Origin of the sequence: Mucilaginibacter sp. NFX135, from assembly GCF_048565145.1 — a bacterium.
Taxonomy (GTDB): domain Bacteria; phylum Bacteroidota; class Bacteroidia; order Sphingobacteriales; family Sphingobacteriaceae; genus Mucilaginibacter.
The window spans coordinates 6,012,054-6,032,310 of record NZ_CP183412.1 but is presented as its reverse complement, the minus strand read 5'-3'; the positions used below and the strand labels follow the sequence as shown (position 1 = coordinate 6,032,310).

Annotated in this window: 9 protein-coding genes; 6 read left to right on the top strand and 3 right to left on the bottom strand. The window is 44.8% G+C overall.

Annotation, left to right across the window (positions count from 1 at the left end; translation table 11 throughout):
- Nucleotides 1-94: 94 nt before the first annotated feature.
- From ACNURT_RS25200 to ACNURT_RS25185, 4 genes are all read left to right on the top strand, one after another.
- Nucleotides 95-12,088 carry a gliding motility-associated C-terminal domain-containing protein gene (locus tag ACNURT_RS25200; RefSeq protein WP_419699980.1) on the top strand — a complete coding sequence of 3,998 codons (11,994 nt, stop codon included), beginning with the start codon at nucleotides 95-97 and terminating at the stop codon, nucleotides 12,086-12,088.
- A gap of 77 nt (nucleotides 12,089-12,165) precedes the next feature.
- On the top strand, nucleotides 12,166-13,167 hold the full coding sequence (locus tag ACNURT_RS25195; protein ID WP_419699979.1) for a PorP/SprF family type IX secretion system membrane protein: 1,002 nt from the start codon (nucleotides 12,166-12,168) through the stop codon (nucleotides 13,165-13,167).
- 11 nt (nucleotides 13,168-13,178) lie between these two features.
- The gene (locus ACNURT_RS25190) at nucleotides 13,179-15,179 is read left to right on the top strand and encodes an OmpA family protein (RefSeq protein WP_419699978.1); all 2,001 of its coding nucleotides are present in this window, start codon (nucleotides 13,179-13,181) and stop codon (nucleotides 15,177-15,179) included.
- 71 nt (nucleotides 15,180-15,250) lie between these two features.
- Entirely contained in the window at nucleotides 15,251-15,583 is a 333-nt protein-coding gene (locus tag ACNURT_RS25185; RefSeq protein ID WP_370999014.1) for a hypothetical protein, read from the top strand.
- Nucleotides 15,584-15,674: 91 nt separating this feature from the next.
- Here ACNURT_RS25185 and ACNURT_RS25180 read toward each other — a convergent pair whose 3' ends face one another.
- Nucleotides 15,675-16,538 (bottom strand): NAD(P)H-binding protein, encoded by an 864-nt coding sequence (locus ACNURT_RS25180; protein WP_419699977.1) that lies wholly within the window; start codon nucleotides 16,536-16,538, stop codon nucleotides 15,675-15,677.
- 138 nt (nucleotides 16,539-16,676) lie between these two features.
- Between ACNURT_RS25180 and ACNURT_RS25175 the strand changes: the two genes are divergently transcribed.
- On the top strand, nucleotides 16,677-17,249 hold the full coding sequence (locus tag ACNURT_RS25175; protein ID WP_419699976.1) for a Crp/Fnr family transcriptional regulator: 573 nt from the start codon (nucleotides 16,677-16,679) through the stop codon (nucleotides 17,247-17,249).
- Nucleotides 17,250-17,264: 15 nt separating this feature from the next.
- Here ACNURT_RS25175 and ACNURT_RS25170 read toward each other — a convergent pair whose 3' ends face one another.
- Both ACNURT_RS25170 and ACNURT_RS25165 read right to left on the bottom strand, forming a co-directional pair.
- Nucleotides 17,265-17,750 carry an N-acetyltransferase family protein gene (locus tag ACNURT_RS25170; RefSeq protein ID WP_419699975.1) on the bottom strand — a complete coding sequence of 162 codons (486 nt, stop codon included), beginning with the start codon at nucleotides 17,748-17,750 and terminating at the stop codon, nucleotides 17,265-17,267.
- 141 nt (nucleotides 17,751-17,891) lie between these two features.
- Nucleotides 17,892-18,632, bottom strand: a complete 741-nt coding sequence (locus tag ACNURT_RS25165) for an SDR family oxidoreductase (protein WP_419699974.1) — start codon at nucleotides 18,630-18,632, stop codon at nucleotides 17,892-17,894.
- Between the two features lie 164 nt (nucleotides 18,633-18,796).
- On the opposite strand from ACNURT_RS25165, the gene fabF reads away from it, so the two are divergent.
- Complete coding sequence (gene fabF / locus ACNURT_RS25160; protein WP_419699973.1) at nucleotides 18,797-20,041, top strand: beta-ketoacyl-ACP synthase II; 1,245 nt, start codon at nucleotides 18,797-18,799, stop codon at nucleotides 20,039-20,041.
- Nucleotides 20,042-20,257: the final 216 nt, after the last annotated feature.

Here is a 20,257-nt window from a genome sequence, read left to right as displayed (position 1 = left end):
CTGGATAAGTGAATAAGATGTATTAATAATTATCCTCGGGGGCTATGTAGTTTTGAAAGGTGTAACTATTTGCACCTATCTTAACTTCATTTGCATGAGAACCTTTACCTTTTATAGCAGGTACATAATAGTGTTATGCCTGTTATTGTTCGCTACAAGTCAAATATTCGGACAACGCCATTTTGCAACTACTCAGCAAAGCGGCGCTACTGGTTTACTTTGCTTGGGCTGCGTGGTTAACAATCAAGGCAATGCCATTGATGCGAATCTGCAAACGTATTCCACTTTAAACGTGCCGGTTGGCCTTTTAGCATCAACGTACCAGGAATTAATTTTTCCTGCTACCGTTCCTGCTAATACGCAACTGACCATTAAACTGGGAACGGGCGATAACCTGCTCGATGTGACGCTTCTTGGAGGGGTTACGATTACTCCGTATAACGGAAATGTGGCTGGAACCCCGGTTACCGCGCCTACTTTGGCAAGCGTTGCCAGTAACAACAATCAATTGGAGTTAATTTACGCTCCAACGCAAGCTTATGACAGGGTAAGGGTAACACTCAGCGGCGGTTTGTTAGGGGCATTAAGCAGCATATATCTGTATGACGCATTTTACACCACCCCTGGCCCTCCGATCTGTAATACAACTTATGATGAATTGCACGGCATATCATCAGCGTTACTTGGTCTTGGTTTAAACGTAGGGGGGGTAGTAAATCCTCAAAACGCTATCGACGGTAATCCAAATACAGCATCCACCCTTAACGCGGGTGTTGGCGCGTTAGGTGCATTTGCACAACAAACACTCATTTTCCAATCGGCCTCTACACTTGGCGATTCTGTACGGCTTACCTTAACTTTACCAAAAGCCTTGCTTGATGTTGGCCTTCTTTCCGGCACAACCGTATCAACTTTTAATGGTAATACAGATAATAATGATACACAGGTTATAAATGGACCATTATTGCGTTTACGTTTGCTTGACTTGTCAAATAACAGGCAACGGCTAACGATTACCTTCGTACCAACCAAGGTATTCGATCGTGTTCAGCTCAGGCTTGGCGGGATAGCCAGCGTGTTATCAACTCTTGATCTGAATGAGGCCGAGATACTAATACCACAACCAATCATAAAAGTGAATAATGTAGCGGTAACTACAGCTCAGTTATGTGCCGGCAGTACCGTTACGCTAAATGCTACTGCCAATCTGGCCGGTACAACCTTTAACTGGTACACCCAGCCAACAGGCGGTATTGCTGCATTTACTGGTGCAACTTTTACTACACCAGCCTTAACTAACAATATTACTTATTATGTATCGGCAACCCGCCCAGGTTGCGCTACGGCATCTACCCGGGCTCCGGTAACTATTAATGTTAACCAAATTCCGGCAGCGCCTGTTGTTGCCAATGCTAATGTTGCCGTATGCCCTAATTCAACTGCGGTATTTGCGGCCACACCGGTTACCGGTGTTACTATCAATTGGTATGCAGCTGCAACCGGTGGCACGCCGTTGTTTACAGGAAATACTTTTACCAGCCCTGCTTTATCTGCTACTACAAGCTATTATGCCGAAGCAGTAAGCGGAGGTACCTGCGTAAGTACTACACGTACCAAGGTAACCGCTACTATAAGCCTGCTGCCTGCAGCGCCAACATTGACAACACCAAACGTAACAATTTGCGATGGTGATGTAGCCGTACTGGCTATTGCTTCGCCTGTTGCCGGACAAACTTACAACTGGTATGCTGCCGCAACCGGTGGCACGCCATTGTTTACCGGAACTAATTTTACAAGCCCTGCTTTAAGCGCCAACACTATTTATTATGTTGAAGCGGTTAACGCTGCGGGTTGTGCAAGCGGTACACGTGCTGCTGCCAATGTAACTGTAACGCCTAAACCGGCAGCTCCGACGCTGGCGGTAAATAATGCGACTATTGTAGCAGGCCAAACAGCCACTATCAACGTAAGTAACGCGCAAACAGGTATTACCTATAAATGGTACTCTTCGGCTGCGGCTGCTACACCGATATTTACAGGCAATCCATTTACAACACCGGCACTTTTCAGCACTACTACATATTATGTAGCTGCTGCTAATGCTGCAGGTTGCGAATCGGCTACACGTACACCAATAACCATTACGGTAACCATCAATAATAATTCGCCTTGTACATTTGCTAACCAGCAAAGCTCGGCCATTAATGGTTTGTGTTTATTATGTTCTATCAATAACGACGTCCTTGCAGCTGACGCCGACACAACTACGGCATCAACTATAACCGTACCTGTTGGACTTTTAGGCGGATCAGCTTCACAAACATTGATATTCCCGAACCCTGGTTTTGCGGGTGATACTATTAAGCTTGCTTTACAAACACCAGGCGGTTTAGCCGATGTAAGTGTGCTTGGCGGAGTGACCGTTGCTGTTTATAATGGAGCTACATTGGTAGGCAGCTACCCGCTTAATAACTCATTGCTGACTTTAAGGTTACTAAGTGGAACCGGTAAGTATGCTGCATTTATACCCGCTGTTGGGAATTATGACCGCATAGTGGTAACTCTTAATTCAGGTGTTGCTACCTTGCTTACTTCATTGCAGATCTATTACGCGGTACAGCAATATCCTACACCTAAATTTAATCCGGCCGCCCCTGAAATTTGCAAAGGCAGCCCGGCTACATTGACCATTACATCACCAACGCCGGCTAACGGAACCTTTGCCTGGTTCACTACGCCAACCGGTGGTACTGCTGTTCATACCGGAACGTCTTATACCACCCCTGCCTTAACAGCTAATACTACTTATTATGTGGAGTATAGCCGTAACGGAAGTTGTATAAGCCCAACACGTGCACCAGTACAGGTAATAGTTGACGATACACCGGTGAAACCAGTGGTAACGCCATCAAGCGCTACCATACTTGCCGGACAAACAGCTACTTTCAAAGCGACTGTTGTAAACGGAGCCACTATAAAATGGTACACCACTGCAACCGGCGGTACACCAGTATTTACAGGCAGTACTTTCACTACTCCGGTATTGAATGCCAATACTACTTACTACGCCGAAGCTTCATTAGGCAGCTGCGTATCACCAGACAGAACTGCTGTACCTGTAACCGTTACCCCGATAGTAATACCGGATGTATCTGTTAATCCGCCAACACAATCAGTTAACATAGGAACAACCGGTACCATAACCGCAAGTTCAACCACTCCCGGAACCGTATTTAACTGGTACACTACACCAACCGGTGGTACCCCGATATTTACAGGGCCAACTTTTGTAACTCCACCGGTATTTGCCAATACTACTTATTATGCCGAAGCTGTAGTAACAGCAACCGGCGTAAAATCTGCCACCCGTGCACCTGCAGTAGTTAACATTATTCCTGTTGGTACTGATCCGGTAGCCTGTGCCGCCGCAACAGCACAAACCAATTCTGTTAATGGTTTATGTTTATTATGCGGCATTACCAACGCTGGTGGAGCAATTGATAACGATCGTAATACATTCTCACAAATACACGTACCTATAGGTTTATTAGGTGCTTCGGGACAACAAACATTACAATTTGCTCATGCAGGTATTGTTGGAGATAGTGTTATTGTTGAATTAGGTATCCCCGGTTCACTGGCCGACGTAGGTGTGTTATCACAAATTCAGATAGGCACTTATAATGGGGCTACTTTCAATAACGATTTCTTTACCGTAAACGGATCTTTATTAAATGTTACTTTATTGAATGGTACAAGCCGTTTCAGAGTAGCCTTTAAAGCAGGCGCGGCATTTGACCGTGTCGAAGTTCAATTTAACTCAGGCGTTGCCGGCTTACTGAATACTGTAAATGTTTATGACGCTTACCAATCAGTGGCTGTGCCGATTATCAACACAGCTAACGTAAGCACCTGTCAAGGAACAACTGCCACGCTGACCGCCAACAACGTACCGGCCAACGTAACTATAAAATGGTACACTGCCGCTACAGGCGGTACTGCGGTATTTACAGGTGCAACCTTTGTTACACCAGTACTGAATGCCACTACTACTTATTATGCCGAAGCCAGCCGCACTGTTGATGGTTGCGCTCAAACTAAACGCACACCGGCAACAGTTACCATTGTTCCGGCACCAGCCGCACCGGTGGCTAACGCTACAACAGTAGCCGTGTGTTCTGGTCAACCGGCCATATTTACGGTACAAGCTGTTAGTGGTGTTACCTTTACCTGGTATGCTACGGCAACCGGTGGCACTTCATTATTTACCGGAACACAATTTACCAGCCCTGCATTAACTGCTAATACTTCCTACTACGTTCAGGCTAATGCCGGTTCATGTGGAAGCTCTGCCCGTACCCAGGTAACAGCTAATGTGGTTGCAACACCTATAGTACCAACTGTGGTTACACCGGTACAAATATGCTCTGGCTCATCAGCTGTATTAGCTGCTTCATCAACCCAGGCTGGTGTTACCTTTAACTGGTATACTACTGCTACCGGTGGCACACCTGTAGCTTCTGGCGCTCAATTTACTACCCCGGCATTAACTGCCAATACATCATATTACGTTGAAGCTGCGTCAACAGGGGGCTGCACCAGCTCAACAAGGGCAAAAGCGGATGTGTCGGTTAATCCGACACCCGTTGCGCCTACTATCACTGCCCCCGGCCAGGTGACATCAGGTCAGACCGCTACTTTATCAGTTACCTCACCTGCAGCGGGTGTTACCTACAAATGGTATGCTTCTGCCACAGGCGGTACACCTATATTTACAGGTACTTCATTTACTACCCCGCCTTTAACTTCAAATACCACTTATTATGTAGAGGCAAGTACTGCTGCTGGTTGTACAAGTGCAACACGTACTTCGGTATCAATTATAGTTAACCCTATATTTTCTACCAATTGCGATTTCGCGTCCACACAAACATTTGATGTGAACGGCGGTCTGCTTTGCGTTGGTTGCGCCGTAAACTTTCCGAACAATTCTGTTGATCAGGATACCACTAACTTTAGTCAGTTAAGTGTTCCGATCGGCCTTGTTGGATCAAACGTATCGCAAAAACTAATCTTCAGCGATGCCGGTGTTGTGGGTGATACCGTAACTGTTAAAATAGCAGTTCCGGCAAGTCTGGCTACCGTGGGTGTGCTGAACCAATTACAAATAGCTTCTTATAACGGAAACACTTATAATAATGACCGTGTTACTTTAAGCAGCAACCTGTTGAAAATTACATTGCTGAACGGTAACCAGACCGCATTAGTGAAATTTGCTCCAAAATCGGCATTTGACCGGGTTGAGATCAGGTTTAACGGCGCTTTGGCATCATTATTTAATACACTGAACATCTACTATGCTACCAAGCAGGTAGAAGCGCCAACATTGGCTGCTAAAGCTGTAAGTATATGCTCTGGTAGCACGGCTACCTTTACCGTGAATAATCCTCGTGCCGGTATAACTTATAAATGGTATACTTCGGCAACCGGCGGTACACTGGTACATACCGGTGCAACTTTTACTACAGCCGCATTAAATGCAACCACTACTTATTATGTAGAAAGCAGCCGTGCTTCAAGCGGTTGTGCTAACGCTAACAGAGCGTCGGCCACCGCCAACGTTACTCCGGCACCGGTTAACCCGGTTCTGGCTCAGGCATCCGTACCTGTATGTTCAAATTCATCGGCAGTGCTAACCGTTTCGCCTACACAAGCTGGTGTAGTATATAACTGGTATGCGGCTGCAACTGGTGGAACGCCTTTAGCAACCGGAGCTCAATTTACAACTCCAGTACTTACTGCCAATACATCTTATTATGTAGAAGCATCGGCAAACGGCTGCGTTAGTCCGGCCCGTACCAAGGCAGATGTGACAGTTAACCCGGTACCAGTTGCTCCAACAGTAGCTGTTAGTCCGGCCGGTGGTCAGGTTACTACCGGAAGCTCTGCTACGCTGACTGCCAGTTCAACCACTGTTGGTGCCATATTTAAATGGTATACTGCAGCAACCGGCGGAACACCAGTGTTTACAGGTTCGGTATTTGTTACACCGCCTTTAACCGCTACTACAACTTATTATGCAGAAAGCTCACTGGCTTCTGGTTGCGTAAGCGCACAACGTACTCCGGTGATCCTGACCGTTAACCAGCCTATCATTATACCTGATGTGGCCGTTAATCCGCCAACACAAACCGTTAACGCGGGTACTTCAGGCAGCTTAACAGCGACATCAACCACACCAGGTGCTGTATTTAACTGGTTTACTACGCCAACAGGAGGTACCAGCATATTTACAGGACCAAACTTTGTAAGCCCTGGCATATTTGCACAGACTACTTATTATGCAGAATCAAGTATTCCGGCTACTGGAGCTGTATCAGCTACCCGGGCATCTGGTGTAATTAACGTAAACCCGATAGGGCCTAACCCAGTTCCTTGCGACGCGGCAATTGATCAAACAAGTTCAGTTAACGGTATATGTTTACTGTGCGGTGTGAGCAATGCAGGCGGTTCTGTTGATAACAACAGCGAAACCTTCTCACAAATACACGTACCTGTAGGTTTATTAGGCGGTTCGGCACAACAAACGCTGCGTTTTGCCAATACAGGTATTGTGGGTGATAGTGTTACTGTTGATCTGGGTATACCAGGTTCATTAGCCGACGTAGGTTTGCTTTCACAGATCCAAGTAGCTACCTATAATGGTTCAACCTATAACGGCGACCGTGTTACCGTTGACGGATCATTATTAAAAATTACTTTATTGAACGGCACTACCCGTTTCAAATATAAATTTAAAGCCGCGCATACATTTGACCGCGTTGAGATCACCTTTAATTCAGGTGTTGCCGGTCTGCTTGCCGCTGTGAATGTTTATGATGCTTATCAATCAGTAGCGTCACCAACTATCAGTACGCCAAATGTTACTATTTGCTCGGGCTTGCAAGCTACTTTAACGGCTACCGTACCGGCTAACGTTACCGTAAGATGGTACGATGCAAAAACTGGCGGAACATTGTTATTTACTGGTGCAACCTTCTTAACACCTGCATTAACTGCCACAACAACGTATTATGCCGAAGCCAGCCGCACCGCTGATGGTTGCGCCCAGGCTATACGAACACCAGCTACAGTAACGGTAACACCAGCTCCGGCTAAACCAGTTGTAACCGCACCAAACTTAACTGTATGTTCTGGTCAGCCTGCAATATTTACAGCACAGGCAGTTGCCAATGTTACCTTTAACTGGTATACTGCACCAACCGGCGGTACACCAGTATTTACGGGTCCTACATTCACAACACCAGCATTAACAGCAACAACATCTTATTATGTTGAAGCTACCAGCGCTGCATCATGCGGTAGTTCAACCCGTACACAGGTAACCGCAAATGTAACCACCACACCACTGGTACCAATTGTATCACAAACACCGGTATCAACCTGCTCTGGTTCATCAGCTGTATTATCGGCTACATCAACCCAATCGGGAGTTACGTTTAACTGGTATACTACTCCAACAGGTGGAACGCCAATATTTACCGGAAATCAATATACCACCCCAGCTTTAACCGCCAACACTTCATATTATGTTGAAGCGGCAGCAGGTGGTTGCACAAGCTCAATAAGAGCCAAAGCAGATGTGATTGTTAACCCTACACCTGTAGCGCCGGTTATTACTTCAAGCGCTCCGGGCGGACAAATCACATCCGGCCAAACAGCTACATTAACTGCTACATCAACCACCGCGGGTGCTATCTTTAAATGGTATACATCAGCAACCGGTGGTACAGCAATATTTACCGGAGCTTCATTTACTACGCCGCCTTTAACATCAAATACTACTTATTATGTTGAAGCAACATTGGCAAGCTCAGGCTGTACCAGTGTAACACGCACAGCGGTTACCGTAAAAGTTAATCCGATATTCTCAACCAGTTGCGATTTCGCGTCAACCCAAACATTTGATGTGAATGGCGGCCTGGTTTGTATTGCCTGCGGTGTAACTGATGAAAATAACTCGGTTGACCAGGATACTACCAACTTTAGCCAACTGCATCTGCCAATCAGCGTGCTGGGTTCATATGTATCACAAAAACTCATATTTGCAGATCCGGGGCTTGTTGGTGACACCGTTACCTTGAAAATAAGCGTTCCGGGAAGTCTGGCCGATATCAACGTATTAGGCTCTATACAATTAGCCTCATACAACGGCGCTACTTTTAACAATGACCGCATTACATTAAGCAGTAACTTAATAAAAATAGCTATCCTGCCTGGCGGACAAACAGCTATCATCAAATTCGCGCCAAAAGCAGTGTTTGACAGGGTAGAGGTTCGCTTGAACTCAGGTATAGCGACATTGTTAACTACAACTAATATCTACTACGCAAGCAAACAGGTTGAAGCGCCAAGGCTGGCTACTAATACGCAAAACATTTGCGCGGGCGGTACAGCTACATTTACCGTGAGCAACCCACGTGCAGGTGTAACTTACAGATGGTACAGCGCGGCAGTAGGTGGTACACTGTTACATACAGGTACAAGCTATAGCCCAACCAATATATTGGCAACTACTACTTATTATGTAGAGAGCAGTCATACTGCAACCTTATGTCCTAATCCGAACAGGGTAGCGGCAACAGCTAACGTTACACCAGCACCAGTGAACCCTGTACTGAGCAGCTTCCCTGCTGAGATTTGTGCAGGCCAACAGGTAACTCTTGCGGTAACCAATGCTAACGGAGCTACTATTAATTGGTATACATCACCGACCGGAGGCACACCTGTATTTACAGGTACAAGCTTTAACGTAACACCGGTATCAACTATCACTTATTATGTTGAAGCTGTAAACGGTACTTGTACAAGTCCGGCACGTACAACAGCAACCATAAAAGTTAACCAATTGCCATCAAAACCAGGTGTAGCATCACCAAATGTGGCAGTTTGCGCAGGCAGCCCTGCTTCGTTGGCTGTTACTTCACCAGAAGCTGGTGTTACCTATAACTGGTACACTGCAGCTACCGGCGGTACATTGGCACATACCGGACCTACATTTACAACTCCGGCAATTACACAAGCTATTACTTACTATATTGAAGCCACCAACGCTACCACCAGCTGCTTGAATGGCGGTGGCCGGACTACGGTTACTGTTACACCAAACAGTTTACCGGTTGCTCCTGTATTGAGTGATACTTCAACCCCGGTTTGTAATGGCGGTAGCCTTACTGTTAGTGTGCGCAACCCTGTTGCAGGAGTTACCTATAATTGGTACGCCGCAGCTACAGGCGGTACACCGGTATTTACCGGAACGTCAGTTCCTCTTAACAATTTAACAGCAAGTGTTACTTACTATGTTGAGGCAGTTAATACAGCCAGTTCAACCAACTGTAGCAGCGCCACACGTACAAAAGTAGATGTAACGGTATTGCCGATACCTCCAACCCCTGTAATACAGATCCCAACTGGCGGTCTTACTGCTTGTTCAGGCTCATCAGTTACCATCAATATATCCAACCCGCAACCAGGTCTGGTTTACAGATGGTATGATGCATCAACTAATGGCACGTTATTATTTACAGGTGTACAGTTTATTAGCCCGGCTTTAACTGCCAATACAACTTATTATGTTGAGGCAGCAACAGCAGGTAACTGTAATGCATCGGCACGTGCGCAGGCACCGGTAACAGTTACTCCATTACCGGCAGATCCGACACTGACCTTGGCTAACGTACAGGTATGTTTAGGCAGCCCTGCTACATTATCAATCAAAACACCACAGGCTGGCATTACCTATAAATGGTATACCGATGCTACTAAAGCTCACTTACTGTTTACCGGTAACCCATATGTAACCGGACCGATAACCGCGACTACAGATGTTTATGTAGAAGCAGTAAACAGCACTGGTTGCAGCAGCAATGGTTTAGCCTTTGCCCAAATTACCCCTGTAACAGCACCTGGAGCACCGGTAATAGCAGGTGGTAATACACAGCCAACCTGTTCTGGTTCTGATGCTACGTTGGCAGTCCTTAACCCAAGTGTATTACTTACCTACAAATGGTATAGCTCGGCCACAGGTGGTGTAGCACTGGCCAGTGGGGTAACCTTTAAAACCCCGGTATTAACGGCTAATGCTACCTATTATGTAGAAGCATCAAACAGTGCTGGTTGTACATCTGCTACCCGTACAAAAGTTGATGTGGTTGTTAACACATTACCAAACGGGCCAACTGTAACTACTCAGGCGGGTTCGTCTACACCAACGGTTTGTTCAGGTGGTTCGGCGGTATTAGTTGCAAAAAGCACTACGCCTAATGTAACATTCAAATGGTACAATGTGGCAACAGGCGGTACACCGATATTTACCGGCTCTACGTTTACTACTCCGGTAATTGCAGCTGCTACTACTTACTATGTAGAGGCTGTAAGCACTGCCACAGGTTGTACCTCAAGTTCACCACGTACTTCGGTAACTATTAATATAGATAACACCAAAGCGCCAGACCCAACAGTTGACGCTACCAGCTTAACCACTTGTCAGAATAGTGCGGCTACTATCAAAATAACCAACCCTATTGCTGGCACAACGTATACCTGGTATACATCAGCTACAGGCGGAACGTCTGTATTTACAGGTTCAACCTTTACAACACCTGTGTTAACAGCCAATGTAACCTATTATGTTGAGGCTACAAATGCACAAGCTTGTAGCGCCTCAACAAGAATAGCCGCGCCGGTGAAAGTAACGGCTCAGCCACCAACACCAACGGTTTCGGGTCCGAATCCACTACAGGTTTGTTTGGGTAGCACAGCAACACTTTCTGTAAATTCACCGCAGGCAGGTATTACTTACAACTGGTATACCGATGCCGGAAGAACTAACCTGGTATTTACAGGATCAAGCTTCCCGCTTGGAGCCGTTAACGGAAATGCTACTTATTATGTGGAAGCAGCAAGCGGAACCTGCTCAAGCTCAGGTCTGGCAACTGTACAGGTAACCGCGGTTCCTGCACCTGGAGCACCGGTAGTAGCTGGCGGTAATTCTGTAAATAATTGCGCCGGAGGTTCGGTAACATTAACTATTGATAATCCGCAGGCAAACTTTACCTATAACTGGTATAGTACCGCAAGCGGAGGCACGCCACTGTATACCGGTACAAGCTTTGTTACACCTACGCTTACTACCAATACCATATACTTTGCCGAGGCGGTAAATAATACAGGTTGTCCGTCTGCTTCACGTACAAGTGTTACCGTTACAGTAACATCCGCGCCAATAGCGCCACAAGCAAGCACCCAGGGTACATCTATATGCCCTGGAACAAGTACTACCATATCAGCTACCAGCGCAACACCTGGTGCTGTTATAAAATGGTATGCTGCTAATACAGGTGGTGCGGCATTGTTTACCGGTACAGACTTTACAACACCGGTATTATCGGCCAACACTACTTATTATGCCGAAGCCGAAGTAACAGGCGGTTGCGTGTCAACCACCAGAACACCGGTAACCGTTACCATGCTTACTCCGCTGGCTGCTCCGGTTGTTAGCGTAGGTTCAACTACTTCAGAGAGCATCACCTTTACCTGGGCTGCTGTTACAGGTGCCACCGGTTACCAGGTAAGCTTAGATAACGGACAGCACTTTGTTGCGCCAAGTACAGGTGCCGCAGGCTTAAGCCACACCGTAAGCGGATTACAGCCTGGTGCATCGGCTACTATTATTGTACGTGCAACCGGAAGTTCTGATTGCCAGCTGAGCGCCAATTCAGCAGCGGTTACCGGAACCACAAGCAATCCTTTAGGTAACGGATTATTTATACCGAATGCGTTTACTCCTAACGGGGATGGAAATAACGACATACTGTACGTTTATGGAACTACCATCCAGGCCTTAACATTATCAATTTACGATCAATGGGGTGAGCTGCAATTTAAATCAACTAATAAAGCAAGCGGATGGGACGGTACTTATAAGGGTACCAAGCAACCGGTTGGTGTATACGTTTATTATGTTGAAGCTACCATGAATGATGGTCAGGTAATTAAGAGAAAAGGTACAGTTACGCTATTAAGATAAGGCTTATTTATGTACGGTATCATGTATCATAGCGTGATACCGTACTTCATGACCGCATCACAATTAATAAAACTACTATGAAAAAAAGAATTATAGTTATCATGGCAATACTGCTTCAGATTGGAGCAATAAGTCAATTAAAGGCGCAGATCGATCCGCATTTTTCGCAATATTACGCCTATCCCTTGTACCTGAACCCGGCCTTAACCGGTGTGATCAATGGCGATGTGCGTGTCAATGCGAATTTTAAAAATCAATACGCAACTATCAACAACGCGTATCAAACGGGTGCCCTGTCTGTTGATTTCAGGCCAACTGATAAAGTGGGGGTAGGTTTTAATGTGATCAACCAGGCCGCAGGCGATGTTGGATATAACTATTTTGCGGCTTACGGCTCTTTTGGTTATGCCATTTCCGTATCAAATGATGGGTACAAAAAAGTAAGTTTCGGCGTACAGGCTGGTATCATTAACCGCAGTTTTGATCCCAACAAGGCCCAGTTTGGCAGCCAGTTTAATCCAAGCAGTGGTTTTGACCCAACGCTGCCAAGTAATGAAAACTTTTTAAATACAAATGCTACCATCTTTGATGCTGGAGCCGGTGTGTTTTATTATGATGGTGATCCCATGCATAATGCTAACCTTTTTGGTGGTGTAAGTGTATCCCACCTTGCCCGGTCAAAGGATCCCTTTGCGGTTGATGGGTCCAGTCTTAAACTGCCTATACGTTATACCGTACATGCGGGTGTACGCATAAAAGCTTCGGATTATTTTGACATAATCCCGCATGCCATTTATATCAGGCAACAAAAAGCCGAGGAAAAAGCCGTAGGTGCTTATTCAGAATTAAAACTACAGGATGATAAAGGTTTAATATTGGGCGGTATGTATCGTTTTAAGGATGCGGCTATTGCTAACATAGGTTACCATGTTAACAGCCTGATCATAGGCGCAAGTTATGATTTTAATACATCATCGCTTACCCGTGCTACATCTGGCAACGGAGGTATCGAATTATCGGTAAGTTATGTATTTCGCAAACGCATTCAGGAACCAGAAGCGATTTGTCCAAGGCTTTAAACTTTATCAACATGAAGAAAATAATTTTTACATTACTCATACTGCTTGTGTTTAAGGGGGTTAATGCCCAGTATAGCAAGGACAATCCGAGAGTTTATGGCGATAAGGCCTTTAATAATAAGGATTACTATGAGGCTGCTTTCTACTATAAAAGAGCGGCTGAAGGTTTAAGTCTTACCTTACTACAGGCAATACCTTATCATGCAGGCGAAAAAACCAGCAAGAAACCTACTAAACAGGGTGACCAAGCCTATATATCTTATCAGTTAGCCGAGTCATACCGTTTATATGAGAACTATATTGAAGCCGAGGGCTGGTATTATAAAGTGATCAGCGCCAATTATGAAAAGGAATATCCTTTGGCCAGACTTTGGTATGGCGTATGTTTAAGGGCGACCCAGCACTTTGATGATGCTATAAAGCAACTTGAGCAATTCAAAACCAATTACAGCGGCGAAAATAAATACCAGGATATAGCAACCAAAGAAATCAAAAACTGTCATTTTGCAAAGGATCAGTATCAATATCCATTGTTGATGGAAGTAACCAAGCTGAAAGAACCCTATGCTTCTGATGGTTCTGATTATTCCCTGGTTCAACGGGAAGGCAATAGTTATTTTACATCTTCAAGATTTATTAAGGATGATAAAAAGCACCTTAACCGGATATACCTGCTCGATAAATCAAAGCCTGGTGTACCTGCCGTGATCAATTTAAAAGATCCTGATACTAAAGGTAAAAAAGAATTAGAGTATGGAACCCCTTCATTTAATGAGACCGGAAAGCGGATGTATTTTACCCGCTGGTATAAAGAAGGGGCCAAAACCATACACGCCATTTATTATACAGAATGGGTTGAGAACGATTGGTCCGCACCAAAGAAAATGAACAGCAATGTAAACGTAGATGGGTTTAACTCTATACAACCATTTGTTACCTCTGATGGTTTGCGTATGTTTTTTGCTTCTAATAAACCAGGCGGCCAGGGTGGCGATGATATTTGGGTAGCTTACCTGAATTTTAATGGTGATGCTGTAAGCTCAACCAACCTGGGCAGTGTGATCAATACCGCGTTTGACGAAGAAGCCCCTTATTACGATCTGCCAAATAAAAGATTGGTATACAGTTCAAAAGGATTTATAGGTTTGGGCGGTTTTGACTTTTTTGAAAGCCAGAGCACGCTTGATAAATGGAGCGAGCCTAAGAACCTCGGTTATCCCGTTAACTCGGCCAAAGACGATCTGTATTATCTGCCCGATCATGATGATGCCACCAAGTTTTATATTAGTTCCGATCGTGAATCAGACTGTTGTCTGGCTATCTTTTCGGCTACAAGTAAAAAATATGTATTATCAGGTATTATAACGGATTGCGATACTCATTTGCCATTAGAAGGCGTTAAAGTAAGCTTTATCGATTCGCTGTCAAAAGATACTATTAAACAAATGGTGTCTAATAAAACAGGACGTTATGCATTTGATGTAACCGATAAACGCCCGCATAGCCTCCGGTTAGTGAAAGGCTGTTACTTTGCAAAAAATCTTCCAGCACCAGCCACAGGTACTATGCGTAATGATACCTTGTACAGTCCCGACATTTGTTTACAGGCCTTTACACCGGAGAAACCAATAGTTATAAAAAATGTATTGTACGACTTTAACAAAGCTACATTGAGGCCGGAATCAAAAGTTGTTTTGGATACATTGATCGGTGTACTTAAGGATAACCCTACTATAAAGGTTGAATTAAGTGCACATACCGACTCCATTGGCTCAAATAAGTATAACGATAAGTTATCGCAGGCCAGGGCTCAATCATGCGTTACCTATATTATATCAAAAGGTATCGAAGCTGCACGTGTATTTGCAAAAGGCTATGGTAAAAGAAAGCCAATTGCACCTAACTCGCTTCCTAATGGAAAAGATAACCCGGCCGGACGTCAGTTAAACAGGCGTACCGAGTTTAAAGTGCTTAAAGATCCGAATAATAAAAGCTCAAATCCGTGTAAGTAAAGCACTGGTTGAAGCACGATTGAAATTATTGAGTTTGAAAAAATAAAGTAGAGATTTTAACATCAGGGTTTATGATTAAGCAGGATAGATTATCGGTAAGCAGGCCATTACTCAAAACCAAAGGATTTTCAACTTTACATTTACAGATATTTGAATATATACTGATTGGGAAAACCAACCGGGAGATAAACCGGATCTTGGGATATACCGAAAGATCACACGCGGTTGTTGATCATTCGCGCAAGGTGATGTACAAATTGTTGGCCATGGAAGATCTTCATAAGGCCGATTTTAAAGACCGGGTGGTATATCCTCGTAAATTTCAGTTCTGGTGGAAAAAACTATTAAATAAGCATAAAACCGATCTGCTATCTATGGCGATAGCACCCAAGTTTTACAAATAAAATTTAACGCTCAAGGCGTATAACTGATCTGGTAAGGAGCAATGAAACATGATTTATCATGCAGCATTGCTCCTTTTGTATTAGATGAAATTTAGTTTAGCGCACTCTTAATATATTCTTGCAGCGTGGTTTTTCCTTTTAAGGCTATAGTACCCTCGTTTTCGGCATGCACCCGGCCGGATATAACCGCGTCGGTCATTTCGATAAAGTTTTTGATCGCATCTTCTGAGAATCCTATTTTTTTAAGGGTCGACGGCCACTGATCACGAGGGATCTGTTTCGCCTGCACCTCTTGATGCAAAGCCTTTGAAAATGCCTCCGCTACGCCGGCCGAGCTGATTGATTCCGGACCGGATACCTCATAAATCTTATTTCCGGAATCATCACTGGTAATGATATCAACAGCAAATTTGGCCACATCTATGGGTGATATCATTGGGATAGACAGGTTGACAGGGAAGAAAGTGGGCAAAATGCCACTCTCTTTTACTACAGGCAAATAGGCCATCCAATTGCTGTAATAATAGGCAGGCCGGATATAGGACTGCTCAATATCCAGATCTTTAAAGGCGTTTTCTAAAAAATAGGACATGAGCAGGTTGCCTGTACCCTCATCATATTGCGCGCCAATTGACGACAGACCAACCACTTTTTTTACAGACGATTTTTCTATCGCTTTCCGGATATTTTGGAGACTCTTTTTGGTATCGCCTAATACATCGTCGCCTTTCCCGGTTTCCGGAGTGATGACAAATAATGTTGATCCATTTTCCAGGGCCTTCGTTATGGCTTGCTGGTCAAACACATCTGCAATAGCGCTGTCAGCACCTTTCTTTTTAAGCAGTTCTGCTTTTTCCTTACTTCTTACGATACCCCTTACAGGCTCGCCTTTTTTTACAAGATCGGTCACAATAGCCGACCCAACTTGTCCTGATGCTCCCTGAATAATATTCATAATATTAAGTATTACATTAACTTTAATAATAATGAAGAAACAAATACCAAACCAAAAGGGATTTATTTAAAAACATTAATTTGAGCTGAAAACAGAAATCACTAATATATTTGCCTCATCATTAGTCATTAAATGCTCATGCCCAACCCGCTTATCAGTTATTTTCAACAGTTCAGGCACATTTCCGACGAAGATGCCCAGCTGATCCTTAAAGCTTTTGAACTTAAAAGCTTTAAGGAAGGCGAGTATCTGTTTAAGGGCCACCGGATCTGCTCTGAAATGTATTTTGTTTGTAAGGGCGTGGTGCGTATTACAACCCATAATGAACGAGGTGTAGATATCACTCATTTTTTCTACCGGGAAAGTCACCTGTGCACCATTCTGCAAAGTTTTAATGAAGGAATTATCACCCCAACGGCTATACAGGCCTGTTGCAATGCGGAAATTATGGCGATAACCAAAGCCAGGCTAATGGCCCTGTATGCACAGCTGCCTTACCTGCGGGATGTGATCGATAATATTAATCAGCAGCACTTGATACATAAGGTAAACGTGCGAAACCGCTACCTTGGTGAAACCGCCGAAGACCAGTACCGACTGTTTGTGGAGCAAAACCCGGATATCGCCCCGCGTGTGCCTTTAAAAGATATTGCCAGCTATTTAGGCATCACCCCGCAATCCCTCAGCCGTATCCGTAAAAATATACGCTGATAAAACATTGACGAGCTAACGGATCTCCTGAAACATGATATAGGCATCCACATAACCCAACTGTTGATGGTTAAAACCTTTGGGGATGGTACCTATAATGCTGAAACCCAGTTTTTGCCAGAGTTTTACAGCAGTGGTATTAGTGCTTACCACAAAATTAAACTGGATGCCTTTATACCCGCTTTCTTTGGCCATCAGCAACGAATGCTCGCCAAGTTGCTGACCTAAACCTCTGCCGCGCGTATCAGGATGCACCATGTAACCACAGTTTGCTACATGCTTGCCGAGGCCAACCTGGTTTGGTTTAATATAGTAGGTGCCCAGGATTTTATTATTCTCTTCGGCAACATAAACTGTTGCAGTAGGTGCAAACCAAAGCTTAGGCAAATCGTCTTTTGTACTATCAGGGGCATAAGCGTAAGTATCGCCCCCTTTAACAACGTGTTCAAAAATTTCCCAAACGCCGTCAAGGTCATTTAGGGAGGCTTCTCTGATGATCATAGCGATAAATATAAAACGGTCCGTTTCTGAGACCGGGACAATATTACACAGATAATGTCAGTTTACTATCTCCTGAAATGCAGACTTACAAAGTTTTTAAAACTTTGTAAGTCTTAATCTTTCTTAACTGGCAGTAAGCTATTAAACCAACACAGTGCCGCCATCGGTGATGAGTATCTGCCCGGTGGTAAACTGTTGTTTCATGAGATAGGTAAATGCCTGGGCGATGTCATCGGCTTCACCAACGCGTTTTACCAGCAGCGCGTCGCCAATGGTCTTGTAATAAGCTTCGCGATCAGCTTCGGGGATGCTGTTCCATAGATTAGTTTTCACAACACCTGCCGAAACCGCGTTTACACGTACAGGTGCCAGTTCAACAGCCATAGCGCGGGTTAAACCCTCTATGGCGCCGCAGATACTTGCCCCCAGCAACCAACCCGATCCCGGGCGGGGATTAGCAATACCGCTCATTAAGGAAATAGAACCGCCCTTATTGATGTGCGGAGCCGCGTATTTTACCGATGCCAGCGCGCCCCAGTAACGCAGGTTAAAATAGTTGCGCGCTTCTTCCAGGTCCAATTCGTTCACATAAATTAAGCTGATGTTTTCGGCGGCGGTATATACCAGGTGGTCAAAATTGCCTATGCCATCAAAAAAGTTCTTGATGTTTTGCTCCTTGCTCAGATCAATCGCGTAGCCTTTTGCACTTTCCGGCAGTTCGGCCAGGGCGCTGTCTACGCGTTGCTGGCTGCTTGATACTATTACTACATTAGCTCCTTCTACTGATGCTGCTTTGGCGGTGGCTAAACCGATGCCTGATGTACCACCCATTAATATGATTCGTTTATCTTGTAGCTTACTGTTTTGATTTTGTGCGTTCATGATATAAATTATTTAATACCCCAAAGGTCTGCAGGTTACAGGCGCATCCACTTACCATTTGGTAAAAACGCTTAACCAGTCAACAAAAAATATTTACATTATCAATATACCATCCGGTATTTTTATAATTACTTTTGCCAAATTTTTATTTAAAGTTTACAACCATGTTAAAACGAGTAGTGGTAACCGGCCTGGGGGCGTTAACCCCTATGGGCAACCAAGTAAAAGATTTTTGGAAAAACGTAGTGGCGGGCAAAAGCGCTGCTGCACGCATCACCCATTTTGATCCCACTTTGTTCCGCACGCAGTTTGCCTGCGAGCTGAAAGATTTTAACGCGGCCGATTTCCTGGACAGGGCCGATCTTAAGCGTACTGATCCTTTTACCCAATACGCCCTGGTAGCATCAGACGAGGCCATCAAAGATTCCGGTTTTGACCTGAACAAGATGGATCCTTTCGACGTTGGTGTGATCTGGGGATCAGGTCAGGGCGGTATGGAAACCTTTGAAGAGCAGGTTCGTGAGTATACCTTGGGCGATGGTCATCCTCGTTTTAGCCCGTTTTTTGTACCCAAACTCATTACTAATATGGCCTCCGGCATGATCTCTATCCGTCATGGTTATATGGGCATTAACTATACCACTGTATCGGCCTGTGCTACGTCAAATACAGCCATTATGGACGCTTTTAACTACATTAGGTTAGGGAAGGCCAGAGTGATCATTACCGGCGGCTCTGAGGCTCCTATTACGCCCGCGTCATTTGGCGGTTTTAGCTCGATGAAGGCCATGTCTACAAGGAACAATGACCCGGAGGGTGCTTCCCGGCCGTTTGATACGCACCGCGATGGTTTTATCATGGGCGAAGGCGCCGGTGCACTGGTTCTGGAAGAATATGAACATGCTGTAAAGCGGGGCGCCCATATTTATGGCGAAGTGCGAGGCGCCGCCATGACCGCCGATGCCTACCATATGACGGCTACCCACCCAGAAGGACTTGGCGCAGCCAAAGGGATGCAGCTGGCCCTGGAAGAAGCAGGTGTTTCCGTTTTCGATGTTGATTATGTGAACATGCACGCTACATCAACACCGGTCGGCGACTTGTCTGAACTGAAAGCTATACAGGTACTAACCAAAAATGAAAAGAACAATATACAGATCAGCGCTACCAAATCCATGACTGGTCATTTGCTGGGTGCGGCAGGAGCCATTGAGGCTATTATCTGCCTGCTGGCCATGCGCGACAGTCTGATACCACCCACCATCAATACTACCGAGCTCGACTCCGCCGTACCCGACAGCATGAACATTGTTTTAGGGGAGCCGATTAGTCATTCGGTAAATTTAACCATGAGCAATACCTTTGGTTTCGGCGGGCATAACGGCATTGTGGTATTTGGTAAAGTGTAAAGGATGAAACTTTTTAAAGCTTGAATTTTAACAATTTTTCGATTGAAATTGGCTTAAAATGGCACGAAAATCAGTTGAAACAGCTGCATTTTAATGCTTTTAACAAACTTCAATACAGTTTTGAGCAGTTTTTGAAATTTTAAAAAGTATTATTTATTGACTGTTAAATAAGCATACCAAACGGTCGATTTTTGGCCTTGTGTTGGTCCTAACTGA